The following is an 18,926-nucleotide window of genomic DNA, read 5'->3' as shown; positions in this document are numbered from 1 at the left end:
TTCACTTATAGAGTCATTTACTTTTAAATCAAACAGGAATTTTATATCCCTTTTTTCACTCTCGGAAAAGAATAATCAAAGCCAGCTTTTGCAACTCTGATTTGATAAATGCTGGAAGATTTTTTCTCTCAGAAAAAATATAGCCAAAACGTGAAAACTAAAGCCACGTGAACCTTTCATGCGTTACATGATCCCAAAGTGACAAAAGAGGAATATTAGAATCTACAGATTAATAAATCTACTTTTCTAAGTAAACAGAAAACTTAATTTATACTAAGCTTAGGAGTTACTGATGAATAACACTGCGGAAATGGATATTTATAGCGATGGGCAAAGCCCCGCCTTCTCTGCGAGACCCTTCGCGAACGGCGATCGCGAAACGCTGCTGCTTTCAGCAGATCGCACTTTTACCGATTGGTTGGCAAAAGAACAAATCAGCATCGCCTATACTACCTATCAAACGAGTCGGTTAATGTTAATCGGCGTCAATCCCGAAAATGGGAGAATCTCCGGTTTTGAGCGCCTTTTTGAGCGGGCAATGGGACTTTACACCACGGCTGAACGCATATATCTCAGTTCCAAATACCAGCTATGGCAAATGGATAATGTCCTAGAATTAGGGCAAACCCACGATGGTTATGATAAACTCTACATCCCTCGCATCGGCTACACTACAGGCGATATCGATGTTCATGATGTTGCCGTTGATGGCACAGGAAAATTAATTTTTATTAGTAGTTTGTTAAACTGTTTGGCAACGGTTAGCGATCGCCATAGTTGCATTCCTTTATGGAAACCGCCATTTATCTCCAAAATCGTCAACGAAGATCGCTGTCATCTCAACGGACTGGGGATGGTAGAAGGACAACCCCGCTACGTGACTGTGTGTAGCCGTTCTGACGTGGTGGATGGCTGGCGCGATCGCCGTCAAGATGGCGGCTGTGTGGTTGATATCCCCTCGAATGAGATAATTTGTACAGGATTATCCATGCCCCACTCACCGCGCTGGTATCGGGACAAACTGTGGTTGCTCAACTCTGGTAAAGGGGAATTTGGTTACGTAGATTTACGGAAAGGTAAATTTGAATCGGTAGCTTTCTGTCCAGGATTTATGCGCGGGTTAGCTTTTTGGGGAAATTATGCGATTGTCGGACTCTCCAAACCCAGAGGAGATAAAACCTTTACCGGCTTGGATTTAGATGAAGAATTGCGGAAACGAGATGCCGAACCCCGTTGTGGGTTGATGGTGATAGACTTGAGGACTGGTGCGATCGCACATTGGGTTCGCATCGAAGGCATTGTAACGGAACTCTACGACGTGCAGATATTACCCGGAGTCAAGCGGCCGATGGCTCTGGGATTCCAGAATGAGGAAATTCAGCAGATAATTACCCTAGATCCCCAATCTTCCCTTGTTGGGGTAAATTTGCCATCTGTCACCAGAGAATCGGCTGAAAACAGAAATGGCGATAACCTTCCCTTGATGAACGCCACCGAGAATCAAAACCTGTTCAATCCAGAAGCAAGGCTTTATCAGCAAGGGTTAGCATGGCAAAACTCCGGACAATATCATGATGCGATCGCTCAATATCAACAACTAATAACCCAATACCCCGAATATGCTCCTGCTTGGTATCAGCTAGGGGTGATTGTGGATAATCTGGGACAAAGAGACGAAGCAGCACTAGCTTACCAAAAAGCCTTGACAATTAACCCTAATTATGCAGAAGCACATAATAATTTAGGGATTGTGCGGGTGGCTGAGAAAAACTTGGCAGCAGCGATTAGCTGTTTTACCGCAGCGATTAAAAGTAAACCTGACTATGCTTTTGCTCATAATAATCTAGGTTTAGTCTGGCAAATGCAAACTAAATTTGCAGAGGCAGCGGCTAAGTTTCGGGAGGCTTTGCAGATAAATCCAGAGTATGCAGAAGCTTATCTTAATCTGGGTATGGTTTTGGAAGCGCAGGGCAATTTACAGGATGCGATCGCTTGTTATCGGTCAGCAGTTCGCCACAAAACAGATTATATCAAAGCTGATAACAGATTAGGGCTAGCTCTCATCAAACTAGCGATGGTGAGTAAAGGTGATGTAGAAGAAGCCAGAGGAATATTTGAGCAGGTTTTAAAACTCCAGCCAGACTCAGCAGAAGCCTTCACCCATCTAGTTTACCTCAAAGAAATGTCCTGTGATTGGCGCGATCGTCAGTCTGATTTAACTCGCATCGGTGAACAAACTCAGCGGGAACTACAGACAGGACAATCCACCACCATCGCTGCCTTTGATACACTATACAAGCCTTGGGAGCGGACTTTGCTGTTGCAAGTAGCGCAGACTCATGGAACAGCAATGGAGACGCAATGGACGCAGATGCGGCAGGCTCTCAATTTTACTCATTCTCGTTCCTTAACTGGAAGGCTAAAAATTGGCTATTTATCCAGTGACTTTCGCAATCATGCCATGAGTCACTTGATCAGAGGTTTATTTAGATGCCATAATCGGGATAATTTTGAGATATTTGCTTACTCTACTGGACCAGATGACAATAGTGAATATCGCCGCTACATAGCTTCCCAGAGCGAACACTTTCAAGACATTGCGACTCTATCCACAGAAGAAAGCGCCCGCCTGATTTTTGCTCATGGAATTCATATTTTAATCGATCTCAATGCTTACACAGCCGGCTCTCGTAGCCAAATTTTTGCCTTAAAACCAGCGCCGATTCAAGTGAATCATGTCGGCTTTCCGGGGACAATGGGTGCAGACTTCATCGATTATATAATTGGAGATGCGATCGTCACACCGCCGGAATTTGCCGAAGCTTTCAGTGAAAAAATAGTAACTTTACCTCATAGCTACTATTTTACCGACAACCAACAAGCGATATCTTCCACCCCCATCACCCGTTCTCAATATGGTTTACCAGAGTCGGGTTTTGTCTTTTGCTGTTTCAACAACAACTATAAAATCGAACCGCTGATTTTTGATGCGTGGATGAGAATTCTCGCAGATGTTCCTGAAGGTGTCCTCTGGCTATTACCCAGATTTCCCGTTGCTAAAGAGAACCTGCGAAGGGAAGCCGAGATGCGGGGTATTAGCGAAGAACGTCTAATTTTTGCTGACGTCGAACCAAAACCAGAACACTTAGCCCGACACCGATTAGCAGACTTATTTTTGGATACCCTATACTACAACGCTCACACAAGTGCTACCGATGCTTTATGGGCGGGTTTACCAGTTATTACCTGTCCGGGGACAACTTTTGCCTCTCGTGTGGCTGCTAGTTTGCTAACAGCAGTTGGTTTACCAGAGTTAGTTACTGCCAATTTGCAAGAGTATGAGCAATTGGCAATAAATTTAGCGAAGTCTCCTGGAGAATTGCTGCAACTCAAACAGAAATTAGCCCAAAATCGTACCACCCACCCACTTTTTGATACATCGCGTTTTACCCGCAATCTAGAGCAAGCTTACAGCAAGATGTGGGAGGTTTACGCTGCTGGTAAATCTCCCCAATCAATTCAAGTAAGCGATATTCAGGCGTAGGGTGCTGCCCAGCACGGATTAAGATTTTCAACGAATAAAACCAGCCCACATATAGCAGATTGCAATTTGGTGAGGTACAGATTATCGTCAGGGCACAACGATGTTGTCTACCCGTATACTTCATTTACCTGAAAAATGCAGTATTTAGCACTGTTTGTCAATGCAGAAGTCCAGCCACCTATTTAATTTTTACTAGATGTCTACTTAATCAGGGCTTGAGTCTTCGTGTTATTGACGACTGAAGTCCTGACCACGAACTTTTACACGAAGTTGTTGAGGTTATTCATTTGGGTTGGGGTAACGTTGTCCAACTGAAGGAAGTTCTTGAAAATTGCCGCACCAAATACGCCATCGCGGTCTATCTGGAGAACGGTACTGTTAGCTGTACTTCCTTGTACGAACTTCACAAAGCCATCAGCAATGAAGTTGGCGTTTGTGCCGCCATAATAACCAATGCTAAGAAGTAGTTGCTTGATGTCAATTTTGTCGTTACCAATGCCAAAGTCGGTGATGCGTTGACCCACATCTTTGAGATTGGTGAAAACAAAAATGTCATTTCCACCATTGCCTGTAAGGGTTTTAGCACCGGGTCCACCAACAATGTTATCGTTCCCAGTAGTACCTGTTAGGGGGTCACGACCGTTGCCTGTGATGGGGGTAGGAGGAACATCGGTAATTGTTAATGTGGCGGTGGGGTCAGCATTCAGCAGTACAAAGACTCTGTTGTGGGTAACGCTCGCCGTCGCTAAGTCAGATTTGCCGTCGCCGTTGAAGTCTCCTACAGCGACGGAAACGGTATTAGGGCCGGCGTTAAAGTTGGTAGCAGGATCAAAACTTGTATTGGCGGCATTACGTAACAGCACTGAGACATTGTTGCTGCCCATGTTCGCCACAGCTAAGTCAGATTTGCCATCGTTGTTGAAGTCTCCTACGGCGATGGAACTAGCCAAACCATCGATAACAAAGTAGGTGGCATCATCAAAACCTGTATTCGCGGTATTGCGTAACAGCACGGTGACAACCGTGTTGCTCGCCGTAGCCAAGTCAGATTTGCCGTCGCCGTTGAAGTCTCCTACGGCAACAAAATTAGACCCGGCGTTAAGGTTGGTGGCAGGATCAAAACCTGTATTCGCGGCATTGCGTAGCAGCACGCTAACGCCCGTATTTCTCGCCACAGCCAAGTCAAATTTGCCGTCGCCGTTGAAGTCGCCTACGGTCACGGAACGAGGATTAGACCCGACGCTGAAATCGGTGGCATCATTAAAACCTGTATTAGCGGCATTACGTAGCAGCACTGAGACGCTGTTGCTGTTATAGTTCGCTACAGCCAAGTCAGATTTGCCGTCGCCGTTGAAGTCGCCTACGGTCACGGAACGAGGATTAGACCCGACGCTGAAATCGGTGGCAGCATCAAAATATCTATTCGTGTCATCACGTAGCAGCACTGAGACGCTGTTGCTGTTAATGTTCGCTACAGCCAAGTCAGATTTGCCGTCGCCGTTGAAGTCGCCTACGGCGACGGAAAAGGAACTAGACGCGTAGGTAAAGTTTTGGACATCAAAATCTGTATTCGCGGCATTACGTAACAGCACTGAGACGTAGCTGCCTTTAGAGTTCACTGCAACCAAGTCAATTTTGCCGTCGCCGTTGAAGTCGCCTACGGCGACGGAACGGGGATTAGACCCCACGATGTAGTCGGTGGGGGGGCGAAAAAGGCCAGTAGTGTTTATTAAAAATGTCTCCTCAGTGCCGATACGGCTGTTGACACCGAGGATGTAGTCAGCACCAGCGGTGAGGTTGACAGTGACGGTTTCTTTGGGGTCTGTGACGGCATCAGCTTCAGCGACGACGTTTAAGGTGGCGCTGGTGGCTCCTCCGGCAATGGTGAAGGTGTTAGCAGTCACCGCAGTAATATTTTCTCCTGCTGTGAGGCTATAGTCGCTGGTAGGGGTGGCGGTAGAGCCTGTGTTGTTGAAGTTGACGACTAACCCACCATCTGGGGCGGCTGTGTCTAGGGTAATAGTAAATGTGCCTGTGGTTCCCCCTTCCACGGGTGCTATGTCGGCGGTAATAGTGATTTTGGGTGTGTTATTTAGCAGCACTGAGACGTTGTCGCTGTCACGGTTCACCACAGCCAAGTCAGATTTGCCGTCGCCGTTGAAGTCCCCTACGGTCACGGAAGTGGGTTGAGACCCCACGGTAAAGTTGATGGCAGGATCAAAACCTGTATTCGCGGCATTGCGTAGCACTGAAACGTTGTTGCTGCCTTGGTTTGCCGTCGCTAAGTCCAGCTTGCCGTCGCCGTTGAAGTCGCCTACGGTGACGTAATTGGGAGTATTCCCGACGCTGAAGTTGGTTTGGGTTGCAAAACTCACGCTCATAGCGGCTTTTCCTCTTGATTTTTCTTAAAAAAATTAATACAGTTGCTTTTGGTGCTTACACATAAAAACGTAGTTTTTGCTACCATATTATATTCTCTAACAGTAATGACAAAATCTACCTGAGCAAATACTTTAAAAATATTCTTTTTAGAGAAAATATAGACAGCCAAAATAAATTAGCAAATATATCCTTTGTGTTCTAGTTTGAGAATTACTTTGCTTACACTTTCGGCAACTGTTTCTAAGTCTGTAAAGCAGACAATTTCCGGATTTAGTGGTGCTTCATAAGGGTCGTTAATTCCTGTGAAATTTTGAATTTTACCTGCTCTGGCTTGAGCATATAAACCTTTAACATCACGAGCTTCGCAGATTGCCAAAGGTGATTTAACATAGACTTCAAAAAAGTTAGTCGTATTCTGGCGAATTTCTTGGCGAATTTGCCGATAGGGACTGATAGCAGCGACTATGGCAATGATACCATTTCGACTCAGCAAGCCAGCAACAAACCCCAGTCTGCGAATATTAGTGTCTCTATCTTCTTTGCTAAAGCCTAAGCCTTTTGATAAATGGGTGCGGACTTGATCACCATCTAGCATTTCTACCCGACAATTTCTGCTTTGGAGTATAGACATAACGCCTGAGGCAATTGTGGTTTTGCCTGCTCCACTTAACCCTGTAAACCACAGTGTCACACCTGAATGATTCAATTTTTTCAATCTCCTTATGTTCTGTTTTTTATAAACATGCGTTAGCTATGGCGTCTCGTATCGCCAGAGGCGAGGCTGCGCCAACGCGGTAGCGTTGCGAAGCAAGATAAGTTGACATACTCCCCGTCCTAGAAGGGCGGAGATTCTGGGGTCAAACAGCAATTTACTCAAAATCAAACTTTATCAATCAAAGCTTTTCCTGATGTGAATATTACCATTAATGAAATATTCGGGTTGTGATATCAAAAGCCTCAGAACCCCGACTTCTCTAAGAAATCGGGGTTCTTGTTATTTAATTCACTTAGTTTTTTGACTTCCAGGATGCACTAAAGTTTTGACTAAACCCGTAATTGCTAGAATCACAGAAGCAATTCCCGCCATTGAAAAAGAAGTGAGAATTGCTGCTGCGAGGATGATTTCTGTAGGGCTGTAGCCGTCACGCATCCAAGCGGAGGGATTTTCGACTGATGTTGGTGAAGTGGTGATTAATTGGGAAGTTTGGGTGGTTTTCATAGTGGGAACCTCTTTGTTTACTTTTCAAATAGTATTTCTGCCAGAAAGTGCGGAGATTCCCCGGAAGTAGAGATAAAGTAGAAATTAAGTAGAATCGAAAAGCAATTTTAAAAGCTGTCTATGGAATGGGATGATTTTCTAGCAACAGAAGCTGCGACTCACGGCTTATCCCCAGAACAAACGGAAGCATTTTTAATTCGGTTGAATAAAAAAAACTCAGGGAAGGGTGAAGCGAAACTTGCTGTTGAATTAAACATCGATGTTACTGCGTTCAAAAAGCGAATGACTCAGGTTTATGATAAATTCGCCCAGAGTTGTCCTGAGTTAGCGAATTCTCATCGGGGTAAATTAGAAAAGTTACGGGCTTGGTTGACAGCGAAATATAACGGCGTAGAAAATACACCCCCGACAATTAAAGAAACTCATCATAATCTTCCCCCCGCAGTTCCCTCAGAAAGATTTGTTGGACGAGAGGAGGAATTGCAAAAGCTGCATCAGCAGTTACAAACATCTCAGCAAGTTGCAATTGTCGCAGTTGAGGGTATGGGTGGAGTGGGTAAAACTGAACTCGCTACCCAATACGCTAAACAGCATTTACAAAATTATCCCGGTGGGGTTTGCTGGTTATCTGCACAAGGTATTGATGTGGGTATTCAGATTCTCAGATTTGCAGAATTAAAATTTAACATCATTGCACCCGATGACTGGGAATTAATCGATAGGGTGAAATTTTGCTGTGAAAAGTGGGAACCTGGAGAAGTGTTGCTGGTGTTTGATAATGTCACAGACTACAAACAAGTGCAGTGTTATCAACCAGAATCACCCCGTTTTAAATTACTGCTAACTACGCGCTTTGAGTTTGATAGTACTTTGCAGCAATTACCGCTTGGTGTTCTCAAACCATTAGCAGCGATGAAGTTATTAAAATTGCTGGTGGGTAGAGAACGACTGCAAAATGAAGCTTGGTTTGCGAGAAAAATTTGTAAATTCTTGGGATATTTGCCTTTAGCGTTAGAGTTGGTGGGGCGATATTTGATGAAAATGCCGGATTTGTCTTTAGAGACTTTGTGGAAACGCTTGGATAAAAAGCGGTTGGAACATGAAGCAATAGCTAAGGCTAACCCGTTGATGCTTTATCAATATGGTGTGGCTGAAGCTTTTGAATTAAGTTGGGAAAAGTTGGATGAGAAAGCGCAAGGTTTAGGCTGTTGGTTGAGTTTGTATGCTTTGGCTGATATTCCCTATTCTGTGGAGGGGATGGAAGATGATGAAGAACAAGAACTTTTAGAAAAAGCCATCCGCGATTTACGAGAACTGCATTTAATAGAACGCATCAATAAAGGAATTTATCGTTTACATCCACTAATTCGGCAATTTTTTCAAATGAAGTTGGATGAGTCAAGCAATGCAGATGAGGTGAAAACTGCTTTTGTAGCAGAGATGTTAGAGATAGGAGAAGAAATTCCGCAACAGCCCACCCTTGATGTCATTCAAAAACTCACTCCCTTTATTCCTCATCTAGCAGAAGTTGCTAATGATTTGAGTGAATACATCAGCGATGAAAACTTGATGATACCTTTTACTAAATTAGGCTGGTTTTATCAAGGTCAATGTTTTTATGAACAGGCAGAACCTTGGTTAGAAAAATGTATAGAAGTCATTAAAAATCGTCTTGGTTCAGAACATTGTTATTTTGCCATTAGCAGCAGCAATCTGGCATTACTCTATCAATCTCAAGGACGCTACAAGGAGGCTAAACAAAAGTTTCAACAAGCTTTAGAATTATCAAAATACTGGTCAGTAAAGGATGAAGTATTGTTTGCTATCATCTTGGATAATTTGGCAGTAATATTCTACTTGCAAGGACAGTACAAGGAGGCTGAAGCAAAGTTTCAACAAGCTTTGGAAATTTTTACTACTATTTTAGGGGATGAAAATACCCGTGTAGCTAATACTCTAAACCACCTAGCACAGGTTTACCAAACTCAAGACAATTATAGTAAAGCTGGAACACTGCTTAAGCAAGTTTTAGAAATGAGAAAAAACTTACAGGGAGAGAACCACCCAGATTTTGCTCAAAGCTTAAATAATTTGGCAGCGTTTTACGCAAGTCAAGGAGACTATATTGAAGCCCAAACACTGTGTTGGCAAGCTTTAAAAATGAAAAACATCTTACAAGGAGAAAACCATCCTGACGTTGCTCTAATTCTAACTAATATAGGTGTTTTATACTTTTATCAAAAAAGCTTCAATGAAGCTGAAGCCCTATTAAAGCAAGCTTTAGAAATGAGAAAATGTCTACATGGAGAAACCCATCCTGACATTGCTAACAGTCTTAACCACATGGCACTTTTTTACAGTGGTAGCAGCCGTTACGATGAAGCTGAACCTTTATTCAAGAAAGCTTTAGAAATTAGAAAATCTCTGCTGAGTGAAAACCATCCTGATATAGCTACAAGCTTGTACAATCTAGCAAGATTATATACTGATACAGGATGCTACACTAAAGCTAAATCGCATTATCAAGAACCCTTGGTAATTTATGAACGCACTTTAGGTGTAGGTCATTCTCGTACAATGAATGTGCGGGAAAGTTATGCAATCTTTTTAGAAGAAGTATATCGCTAATTATTTGCACTTTTTACGACTTGTAATCAAATACTCTTCGGTTAAACCTACAATTATTAATCGAGTAGTATTGAATTGCAATCTTGAAGTTATGGGCTAAACGCACTTAAATTTTGCTGGGTAGGATGCGTCCCCTGACGCATCAAAAAAGCTTGAAATTAAGGTGAATTTGTAAAGGAAAGTCAAAGAAAAAGTTATGACAGGCAAGATGCCTGTCCTACGTTTTCTGAACTGATGGTAATTTGGCGAGATCTAAAATTTGTTAGTCTTTTGATATATTAAAAAATTATGGGGAAATGCTAATTGGTGCGTTAGGGAACGCACCCTACGGGTAGAAAAAAAATGAGGGGTAAAATGCCTGTTTTGCTTTTTTTGAACTGGTGGTAATTTGGCGAAATCTAAAATTCGTTAGTTGTTTGATATATTAGAAAATTATTTATTGGAAAATGCTAATTGGTGCGTTGGGGAACGCACCCTACGGGTAGGGTTATTGCAAAAAGCGATTTATACTTTCTTCCTTTGCGCCTTTGCGTGAAACAATCACCCCTCCCCAACGAAGACAAGATATTATGAGGTAGAATTTTTACTTCTGTTAAATCTTGGGTAGGAAATTGAGTAAATGCAAATAGCTCAGAAATGGTTGGCTGAGAAAACTAATCAGTCAGTGGTGTTATTGCTGGTTGGGGGGCTGCTGTTTCGAGCCTTGATTGCTTTCTGCTTTTACCCTACCTTTGATGAGGCTTATTACTATATTTACAGCCTGCATTTAGACTGGAGTTATTTTGATCATCCGGTGCTAGTGGCGCTGACAACTGGGTTTGGCCCGTGGTTGACTGGGGAAGCATCCCAATTTACGATTCGCTTGGGAGCGCTGATATGTCACACAGGCAGTTTGATACTGCTGTATCTAACGAGCTTAAGACTATTTTCTCCTAAAGCTGCGCTTTTGACATTAGCGATCGCCACAATTTGTCCGATTTTTCAAATTGGCTTTGGCATCCTCAGCTTACCAGACAGTCCATTGATGCTTTTTTGGTCGGCTAGTTTATATTGTGCAGTCGCTGAATTTTTACCCCGACAGGAAGATCAAAAACACAGTCTTTTATACCAACCCAGTTACCGATTAGCCATCCTAGGTATTTTGGTAGGGTTAGCCTGTTTAAGCAAATATCACGGTTTTGTTCTTGGTTTCGGGTTAATTGGTTTTTGTTTAACCAGTCCACGTCATCGTCCTGCTATTTTATCCCCTTGGGGATGGCTGGGAATCGGCTTATTTTTCCTCACTATTTCCCCGATGTTGTTTTGGAATATACATCATGATTGGGTATCATTTCGGTTTCAGTCCGAGCGGGCAGTACCCAAGAACGGCTACAATTTGCTGAATGTAACGCTCACCGGTTTACTGGGAGTAGCTTATATGTTCCCTACCATCGGCTTTCCGCTTTGGTGGGTGAGTATGGACTCGCTAATAACTCAAGTTAAGCAAATTTTTTCGCAGAGATCACCCACCAAAGACGGAGATTTAGACGCCACCAAGCTATTGATTTTATGGGTATCTCTGCCTTTAATTTTAGGGTTTACACTCATGGGAGGATATCGGCAAATTTTGCCAGGTTGGACAATGCCAGGATTTTGGGGGATAACTTTGCTATTAGGGCAACAAGCTATAAAATGGTCGCAGCAGTCCCGGCGTTGGGTGCGGCGCTGGCTTTTCGGTTCAGGAATTATGGTTAGCAGCATATTACTCATTCTCTTGCTGCAAGTGACCACAGGAATCATCCAAAAGCCTGGACAATACGCTTTCATGGGAGGGTTCTTAGCTCCCAAAGACGACCCTTCAACAGAATTAATTGATATTCAACAACTGCGGCGCGGTTTTGCTGAATCTCCTGTTATCAGTGCGGCTTTAAAAAAATCTAGCTTTATCTTCACCAATCGTTATTACATAGGTGGGCCAATTGCCATGTCCCTACAACCTATCACGCAGATACCGATTACTTGCTTTGATATTGGCAATAATCAGGGTGTAAAAGATCAGCGTGGTTTTGCTTTTTGGTCAAAAGCTGATCAATGGCTGGGAGAAGATGGGCTGTACATCACTACAGCCCCCTTTAATCTGAGAAAAGACTTGATGGCTAACTATCGAACTTACTTTAATAGCCTCAGTGAAATTGAAACAATCCCGATTCGACGAGGTGGAGTGGTGATTAACAACATTTATGTTTATCAAGCTAAGACACTCCTCAAACCTTATCCCCGATCTTATGGAATATAAGTTTGCTCAAATCACCAGTAAGTGACTTCCAATTAAAAAAATATCCAATCGCTAGGGACACAGCATTGCTCATTGGTGTCAACTTAAGCTCAAAGCGTTGTCCCACAGCCGTTTTACCCCACCCCTCAATCCCTGCCCCTAATCCCCACTCCTTGGGGGCCCCGAGTTCCCCTCATGAGGTTCGGGGAGGTTTTGCGTCAGCAAAACCGGGGTGGGGTTCCGAGAAAGTGATTTGTAATTGAGCAGATTCGATATAACCTGATTACAAGGGTTTCTGCTTAAGTTGATACTCATGAGCATTGCTGTGTCCCTACAAGTCTATGATGACTGGATAATTTATTTTTTGGTATTCCCTTAATTAGAAGAGAGAATTGCGGAAAATGTGGTTTTGTTGTTAGAACAGAGTTAGAAATGTAAATTGGTTGGTGAACAAATCATGAGTATTCAACTCAAACCAGAAACACAGCAATTGATCCAATCTCATATTGCTACAGGTAACTATACTGATGCTGATGAAGTAATACGTAAAGCATTAAAGCTGTTGTCTGAGTGGGAGATAGGTTATCAGCAATGGGTGGAGGAATCACGGCAAAAAGTCACTGTTGGACTTGCTCAAATTGAACGAGGAGAGGTAGTTGATGGAGAAGCGGTGATGGAAAGATTACAGGAAAAAATTATTAAAGCACGCGAAAGCCAGAAATAATGCGCTACATTTTATCTTTAGAAGCAAGTAAAGATTTAGAAGATATTTTAGATTAATTTCTAAATCGCAATATTGATGCGAGGGAAAGATTTACTAGAGAGTTTAATAAGAAGTGTCAAAATCTCGCTAAATTTCCAAACATCGGGCGAAGTTATGCCAATGTTGAGCCTTCACTCAGAGGAATTCCTTTGGATGGTTACATTATTTTTTATCAGTTGTTTGAAAACAGTATTGTAATTGTGCGTGTGGTTAGTGGATATCGAGATTTAGAGAATCAGATAGTAATTAAGTTTATTAGTAATCTATCCCGAACCTCCAACAAAAGTTTTTCCTTTCCCCTCTCCTCTTAGGAGAGGGCTAGGGAGAGGTGGTTCGGGGATTGAGGGGCGGGGTTCTACTTACAGCCTAAAGACTCGCGAGTATTCACACCAGTCTGAGAATTCACACCACTAGCTTTAAGACAAAGTTTTTTCACCTGCTGCATATCTAAAACTGCATTGGTGAAATCCGCGCCAGTGACATTGACATCATCAAAAAGCGATCGCAACATCATCGCATCTGTGAATACCGCATCAGTGAAATCTGCGCCCTTGAAGTTTACCAGATAGGCAATGCCTTGACTAAAATCGACACCATGCAGATTTACCCCCTTCAACAGGGTACCGTTAAACACTACGCCCCGTAAGTCAGCATCGCTAAAATTAGCATTCTCTAAATTGACATTGCTAAACTCAGTCCTAATTAAACTTTGACCGGCGTAATCCTTGCCACTGAGTTCCTCATTACCACCAGAACGGATAACACTGGAAGAACTGGCAGCTTGTGCCGATAGGGGAAACAAAAAAAGCACCATAGCTAAGACAAAGCTAGCTAGTATTTGCCAATACTTCATAACGTCTTCTTAATAAATCTCAACAATTGCACCATCTACCATTAAACCTTAAGAGAGAGCTACTCTGGTTCAGAAAAATGGTTATCCAACTGCTTAGTCATGAGAAAGCGCTGATGACGTTGATAGCCAACTCTGCTATAAAGCCGCTGTGCATCGGGATTGTTAAAATCAACTTCTAGATGAAGTGCTTGCACTCCCAGAACTCGGCAGGCATTTTCTGCAAATGCTAAGGATTTAATTCCCACCCCTTGTTGACGATACTGGGGGCGGAGGTAAAATTCATCAATAAAGGCGTCTCGTCCCCGGAATTCCAGGCTATAACCAAAAGTTAAAATCAGATAACCAATCACCGCACTGTCTTGCTGAATTAGCCAGACTTGCCCCAGAGATTGATCAGCTAAAAAATTTGTTAGGGCATCACCATCACTTTTTTGATCGAATGATAGGTGTTCGTGTTGATGAAACTCTTGTACCAACTCTAGCAAAATCGTCAGATCAGCGATCGCCGCCACTCGGTAGTTAATCGTCACAATCCATCCTGCCTGCCAAACTAGAAGCGATCTCCTAGTATAGATAGATGTTGAGGTGCGATCGCATAAATACCTGTGGCTAATCAAGAAAATATCTCCCAACCCCTGGCGCGAACCCCTTTATATCAAAAGGGTGTAGAACTCAAAGCACGCTTTATCGGCTTTGGCGGTTGGGAAATGCCCGTGCAATTTAGCGGCATTTCCCGCGAACACGAAGCTGTGAGAAATACAGCCGGGATGTTCGATATTTCCCACATGGGCAAATTTACCCTCCAAGGTAAAAACCTGATTTCTCAACTCCAAAGTTTAGTACCCTCAGACTTGAGCCGCTTACAACCCGGTCAAGCTCAATACACCGTACTCTTAAATCCCCAAGCCGGAATTATTGACGACATCATTATCTATTACCAAGGTACAGACAGCAGCGCTACCCAAAAAGCGGTAATCATTGTCAATGCCTCAACTACCGCCAAAGACAAAGCATGGTTATGGCAACACCTTGACCCCGATGCAGTGCAATTTCAAGACCTTTCGCCAGAAAAAGCCTTAATTGCCGTCCAAGGGCCAAAAGCAACAAGCCATCTCCAGTCCTTAGTATCAGCAGACTTAACACCAGTTAAAGCCTTCGGTCATTTAGAAACAACAATTTTGGGTAAACCAGCCTTCCTAGCCCGCACAGGTTACACCGGGGAAGATGGATTTGAAGTGATGGTAGATCCAGAAGTGGCGATAGAATTATGGCAATGTCTTGATGATGCCGGTGTTACTCCTTGTGGACTTGGTGCCAGAGATACCCTCCGCCTTGAAGCCGCAATGGCACTTTATGGACAAGATATCGACGACAGCACCACCCCCTTAGAATCGGGTTTGGGGTGGTTGGTGCATCTGGATACTAAAGGTGATTTTATTGGCCGGGAAGTTTTGGCACAGCAAAAAGCCGATGGAGTAAAACGCCGTTTAGTCGGGTTACAAACCCAAGGGCGCAATATTGCCCGTCACGGCTACCCAGTGTTAGCCGCAGGGGAAATTGTCGGCGAAATTACTAGCGGGACTATATCGCCCACACTCGGTTATCCCATAGCTTTAGCTTACGTTCCCACTCAACTAGCAACCGTGGGACAGCAGCTATTCGTGGAAATTCGCGGTAAAGCTTACCCCACAGTTGTGGTTAAACGCCCCTTTTATCGCTCAAAAAATCGTGCCATCAATTGATTACTATCAAGGTTTTTAAGGAATAATGTGTTGTGGGTTACTTAATCTCAACGTTCATTCCCAGATGTGGCAGGTTGGTAAACTCATTTTTTAACTCGTAAGGGGAATAGTTTATGTCTTTGGAATATCCTCAAGATTTGAGATACTTAGATTCTCATGAATATGTGCGGATAGATGACGATATTGCTACCATTGGTGTTACGCAGTATGCCCTTAATCAAATGGGTGATATCGTATTTTTGGATCTGCTAGAAGTTGGTGTCGCTGTTGCCAAGGGGGATAGTTTGGGCACAATTGAATCAGTGAAAGCAGTGGAAACACTCAATTCACCAGTGAGCGGTACAATTATAGAACGCAATCAACCCTTGATTGATTCTCCTGAAGATATAGGAGATGATCCCTACCGTGATGGCTGGTTTCTGAAGGTGCGCCTCGATGATTTAGAAATTGAAGATACCATGACAGCAGATGAGTATAGCGCCCTGGTAGAAGGCGATTAGGGGAGACAAGGGATACCAGGGGAATTAATTAATAAACTACTTTAACCTGCCTGAAGGCCGAGGTTAAGGTAGTTTCTCAGTATTTGTTGCAAAATATTAAGTAGTAGCGTCTGGAGAGCAATTTGTGGTAGGTTACGCCCCTCGTACTCAGTCTAGCGATCGCCAATTGACGGGCGAAAAAAGTCAAAATTTAACTAATTTTGCCCAAAGACACATCGGCCCAAACTCCGATGACATTCAGCAAATGCTTGATGTATTGGGTTTTTCTAGCCTTGATGCCCTGATTGACCAAACAGTGCCCCAGGCAATCAGGCTAACTCAATCGTTACAATTACCATCGGCACAAAGCGAGTATGCTGCACTGGCTAAGTTAAAGCAAATAGCTGCCAAAAATCAGGTTTGCCGCTCATTTATTGGTACGGGATATTACGACTGTATCACCCCGGCTGTAATACAGCGGAATATTCTCGAAAACCCCGGCTGGTATACGGCTTACACTCCTTATCAGCCAGAAATTGCCCAAGGGCGACTAGAAGCGCTGCTGAATTTCCAAACGATGATTATTGATTTGACGGGTTTGGAAATTGCCAATGCTTCCTTACTCGATGAAGCCACAGCAGCGGCAGAAGCCATGAGTCTCAGCTATGGTGTGTGCAAAAATAAAGCGATCGCCTTTTTTGTCTCCCGTGAATGCCATCCCCAAACCATCGATGTATTGCAAACACGGGCTAAACCTTTAGGAATCAAGATCATTATCGGTGATCATCAGACATTTGAATTTGAACAACCGATTTTTGGGGCAATTCTCCAATATCCCGCCACTGATGGCACAATTCACGACTACCGCGCTTTTATCGACAAGTCTCATGCTCAGGGTGCATTGGTGACTGTAGCCGCAGATCCTTTAAGCTTAACTCTACTCACACCCCCCGGCGAATTTGGGGCTGATATTGCCGTAGGCAGCACACAGCGCTTTGGGATTCCCTTGGGCTTTGGGGGACCTCACGCCGCCTACTTTGCCACCAAGGAAGAGTATAAACGGCTAGTTCCAGGGCGGATTGTTGGTGTCTCTAAAGATGTCAACGGTAAGCCTGCATTACGTCTCGCCTTGCAAACCCGCGAACAGCACATCCGCCGAGATAAAGCCACCAGTAATATTTGTACGGCGCAAGTGTTGCTGGCAGTGATGGCGAGTATGTATGCTGTTTATCATGGGCCAGATGGATTAAATGCGATCGCGCAAAATATCCACAAATTAACTGCAACTTTAGCAGCAGGACTCAAACAACTAGGTTACAGCATCAGTTCTGAATCTTACTTTGATACCCTGCGGGTAGAGTTGGGAACACACAACCTAGAAGAAATTCTCCAATCTGCCACCGCGCGAAACATTAATCTGCGGATTTTTGATACAACCGCAATCGGCATTTCCCTGGATGAAACCACAACCCCAGAAGACTTAATTGACCTTTGGCAAATTTTCGCCGGTGTTGATAAACTACCTTTCACCATAGAAGAGTTAGCTTCCCCCAACCAAATAACCTCCCGCCAAAGCAATTACCTAACTCACCCCGTCTTCAACCGCTATCACTCAGAAACAGAGTTATTGCGTTATCTGCACAAGTTAGAAACTAAAGATTTGTCGTTAACTACATCAATGATTCCCTTGGGATCTTGCACCATGAAGTTAAACGCCACATCTGAGATGATTCCCGTAACTTGGGCAGAATTTGGCAAAATTCACCCCTTTGCACCTTTATCCCAAACACGGGGTTATCAAATCCTCTTCCAGCAACTTGAGGCATGGTTAGCAGAAATTACCGGATTTTCCGGCATATCTCTGCAACCAAATGCAGGTTCTCAAGGTGAATACACAGGACTTTTGGTAATTCATCAATATCACGCCAGCCGTGGAGAAGCACACCGCAACGTTTGTTTAATTCCCCAGTCGGCACATGGAACAAACCCAGCCAGTGCAGTCATGTGCGGCATGAAAGTAGTTGCAGTTACCTGTGACTCCCAAGGTAACGTTGATTTAAATGACTTGAAGGCAAAAGCAGAAAAACACAGCCATGAACTTGCTGCTTTGATGGTGACATATCCTTCAACTCACGGCGTCTTTGAAGAAGCAATTCAAGAAATCTGTGCTGTAGTTCATAGCCACGGCGGACAAGTTTACATGGATGGGGCAAATATGAATGCCCAAGTAGGAATTTGTCGCCCTGGCGATATCGGTGCAGATGTCTGTCATTTGAACTTGCACAAAACCTTCTGTATTCCCCACGGTGGTGGTGGCCCTGGTATGGGGCCCATTGGTGTTGCTTCCCATCTTGTACCCTTCCTTCCTGGACACCCTGTTGTCAAGATAACTGGTACACAAGGCATAGGGGCGGTTGCTGCTGCGCCTTGGGGTAGTGCTAGCATCTTGGTAATTTCTTGGATGTACATCGCCATGATGGGTGCAGATGGTTTGACGGATGCAACTAAGGTGGCAATTCTCAACGCCAACTACATCGCCAAGAGACTAGAGTCTTATTATCCCGTTTTATATCAAGGGAAAAATGGTCTAGTCGCCCATGAATGTATTTTAGATTTGCGCGACCTCAAAAAATCTGCCAGCATCGAAATTGATGATGTCGCCAAGCGTCTCATAGACTACGGTTTCCATGCCCCCACTGTCTCTTGGCCTGTCGGCGGTACAATCATGGTGGAACCCACAGAAAGCGAATCAAAACAAGAATTAGATCGTTTCTGCGATGCCTTAATTGCCATTCGCCAAGAAATCGCCGCAATTGAATCAGGTAAAGCAGATATTCAAGATAATCTCTTGAAGAATGCACCCCACACCGCCGAAAGTCTCATCGCTGGAGAATGGCTTCATCCCTATTCTCGTGAACAAGCTGCCTATCCCGCATCTTGGACAAGAGAATCTAAATTCTGGCCGAATGTAGGCAGAATTGATGCCGCTTTTGGTGACAGAAATTTTGTTTGTTCTTGTCTGCCAATGGCAGCTTATTCACAGTAGACATAGGAGTGAAAAA

13 protein-coding genes are annotated in these 18,926 nt (G+C 43.7%); 8 read left to right on the top strand and 5 right to left on the bottom strand.

Features of this window, described 5'->3' with window-relative positions:
* The first annotated feature begins 292 nt into the window (after positions 1 to 292).
* Positions 293 to 3,544, top strand: a complete 3,252-nt coding sequence (locus tag CYLST_RS32785) for a TIGR03032 family protein (RefSeq protein ID WP_015209795.1) — start codon at positions 293 to 295, stop codon at positions 3,542 to 3,544.
* A gap of 260 nt (positions 3,545 to 3,804) precedes the next feature.
* Here the strand turns inward: CYLST_RS32785 and CYLST_RS32430 are convergent, their stop codons facing one another.
* From CYLST_RS32430 to CYLST_RS21185, 3 genes are all read right to left on the bottom strand, one after another.
* Positions 3,805 to 5,925 carry a beta strand repeat-containing protein gene (locus CYLST_RS32430; RefSeq protein ID WP_015209794.1) on the bottom strand — a complete coding sequence of 707 codons (2,121 nt, stop codon included), beginning with the start codon at positions 5,923 to 5,925 and terminating at the stop codon, positions 3,805 to 3,807.
* Positions 5,926 to 6,101: 176 nt separating this feature from the next.
* Entirely contained in the window at positions 6,102 to 6,650 is a 549-nt protein-coding gene (gene cysC, locus CYLST_RS21190; RefSeq protein ID WP_085960661.1) for an adenylyl-sulfate kinase, read from the bottom strand.
* Between the two features lie 279 nt (positions 6,651 to 6,929).
* Positions 6,930 to 7,145: a hypothetical protein gene (locus tag CYLST_RS21185; protein ID WP_015209792.1), complete on the bottom strand. Its 216-nt coding sequence runs from the start codon at positions 7,143 to 7,145 to the stop codon at positions 6,930 to 6,932.
* A 120-nt stretch (positions 7,146 to 7,265) separates the two neighbouring features.
* Between CYLST_RS21185 and CYLST_RS21180 the strand changes: the two genes are divergently transcribed.
* The 4 genes from CYLST_RS21180 to CYLST_RS33595 all read left to right on the top strand — a co-directional run bounded on the left by CYLST_RS21180 (position 7,266) and on the right by CYLST_RS33595 (position 13,101).
* On the top strand, positions 7,266 to 9,773 hold the full coding sequence (locus tag CYLST_RS21180; RefSeq protein ID WP_015209791.1) for a tetratricopeptide repeat protein: 2,508 nt from the start codon (positions 7,266 to 7,268) through the stop codon (positions 9,771 to 9,773).
* Between the two features lie 619 nt (positions 9,774 to 10,392).
* Positions 10,393 to 12,048 carry an ArnT family glycosyltransferase gene (locus CYLST_RS21175; RefSeq protein WP_015209790.1) on the top strand — a complete coding sequence of 552 codons (1,656 nt, stop codon included), beginning with the start codon at positions 10,393 to 10,395 and terminating at the stop codon, positions 12,046 to 12,048.
* Between the two features lie 436 nt (positions 12,049 to 12,484).
* Positions 12,485 to 12,751 (top strand): ribbon-helix-helix domain-containing protein, encoded by a 267-nt coding sequence (locus CYLST_RS21170; RefSeq protein WP_015209789.1) that lies wholly within the window; start codon positions 12,485 to 12,487, stop codon positions 12,749 to 12,751.
* 71 nt (positions 12,752 to 12,822) lie between these two features.
* A complete protein-coding gene (locus tag CYLST_RS33595) occupies positions 12,823 to 13,101 on the top strand; it encodes a type II toxin-antitoxin system RelE/ParE family toxin (protein WP_342663892.1) in 279 nt (92 codons plus the stop codon).
* Between the two features lie 44 nt (positions 13,102 to 13,145).
* Here CYLST_RS33595 and CYLST_RS21165 read toward each other — a convergent pair whose 3' ends face one another.
* The gene (locus CYLST_RS21165; protein WP_015209788.1) at positions 13,146 to 13,643 is read right to left on the bottom strand and encodes a pentapeptide repeat-containing protein; all 498 of its coding nucleotides are present in this window, start codon (positions 13,641 to 13,643) and stop codon (positions 13,146 to 13,148) included.
* 59 nt (positions 13,644 to 13,702) lie between these two features.
* Complete coding sequence (locus tag CYLST_RS21160; protein ID WP_245587414.1) at positions 13,703 to 14,260, bottom strand: GNAT family N-acetyltransferase; 558 nt, start codon at positions 14,258 to 14,260, stop codon at positions 13,703 to 13,705.
* Between CYLST_RS21160 and gcvT the strand changes: the two genes are divergently transcribed.
* The 3 genes from gcvT (at position 14,249) to gcvP (ending at position 18,910) form a co-directional block, all read left to right on the top strand.
* Positions 14,249 to 15,385, top strand: coding sequence for a glycine cleavage system aminomethyltransferase GcvT (gene gcvT / locus CYLST_RS21155; RefSeq protein ID WP_015209786.1), 1,137 nt, complete (start codon positions 14,249 to 14,251; stop codon positions 15,383 to 15,385). The two genes, CYLST_RS21160 and gcvT, sit on opposite strands and share 12 nt — an antisense overlap.
* Before the next feature lie 113 nt (positions 15,386 to 15,498).
* Positions 15,499 to 15,885 carry a glycine cleavage system protein GcvH gene (gene gcvH / locus CYLST_RS21150; protein ID WP_015209785.1) on the top strand — a complete coding sequence of 129 codons (387 nt, stop codon included), beginning with the start codon at positions 15,499 to 15,501 and terminating at the stop codon, positions 15,883 to 15,885.
* Between the two features lie 124 nt (positions 15,886 to 16,009).
* Positions 16,010 to 18,910, top strand: coding sequence for an aminomethyl-transferring glycine dehydrogenase (gene gcvP, locus CYLST_RS21145; protein ID WP_015209784.1), 2,901 nt, complete (start codon positions 16,010 to 16,012; stop codon positions 18,908 to 18,910).
* Positions 18,911 to 18,926: the final 16 nt, after the last annotated feature.

The sequence above is a fragment of the Cylindrospermum stagnale PCC 7417 genome, assembly GCF_000317535.1.
Classification (GTDB): domain Bacteria; phylum Cyanobacteriota; class Cyanobacteriia; order Cyanobacteriales; family Nostocaceae; genus Cylindrospermum; species Cylindrospermum stagnale.
The sequence above is the reverse complement of the archived record's forward strand: the minus strand, read 5'-3'. Positions and strand labels throughout refer to the sequence as shown.

What these genes read in the sequence shown, in the direction of transcription:
- CYLST_RS32785 (WP_015209795.1), top strand. Translation starts at nt 293, where the DNA reads ATGAATAACACTGCGGAAATGGATATTTATAGCGATGGGCAAAGCCCC.
- CYLST_RS32430 (WP_015209794.1), bottom strand. Translation starts at nt 5,925, where the DNA reads ATGAGCGTGAGTTTTGCAACCCAAACCAACTTCAGCGTCGGGAATACT.
- CYLST_RS21185 (WP_015209792.1), bottom strand. Translation starts at nt 7,145, where the DNA reads ATGAAAACCACCCAAACTTCCCAATTAATCACCACTTCACCAACATCA.
- CYLST_RS21180 (WP_015209791.1), top strand. Translation starts at nt 7,266, where the DNA reads ATGGAATGGGATGATTTTCTAGCAACAGAAGCTGCGACTCACGGCTTA.
- CYLST_RS21175 (WP_015209790.1), top strand. Translation starts at nt 10,393, where the DNA reads ATGCAAATAGCTCAGAAATGGTTGGCTGAGAAAACTAATCAGTCAGTG.
- CYLST_RS21170 (WP_015209789.1), top strand. Translation starts at nt 12,485, where the DNA reads ATGAGTATTCAACTCAAACCAGAAACACAGCAATTGATCCAATCTCAT.
- CYLST_RS21165 (WP_015209788.1), bottom strand. Translation starts at nt 13,643, where the DNA reads ATGAAGTATTGGCAAATACTAGCTAGCTTTGTCTTAGCTATGGTGCTT.
- gcvH (WP_015209785.1), top strand. Translation starts at nt 15,499, where the DNA reads ATGTCTTTGGAATATCCTCAAGATTTGAGATACTTAGATTCTCATGAA.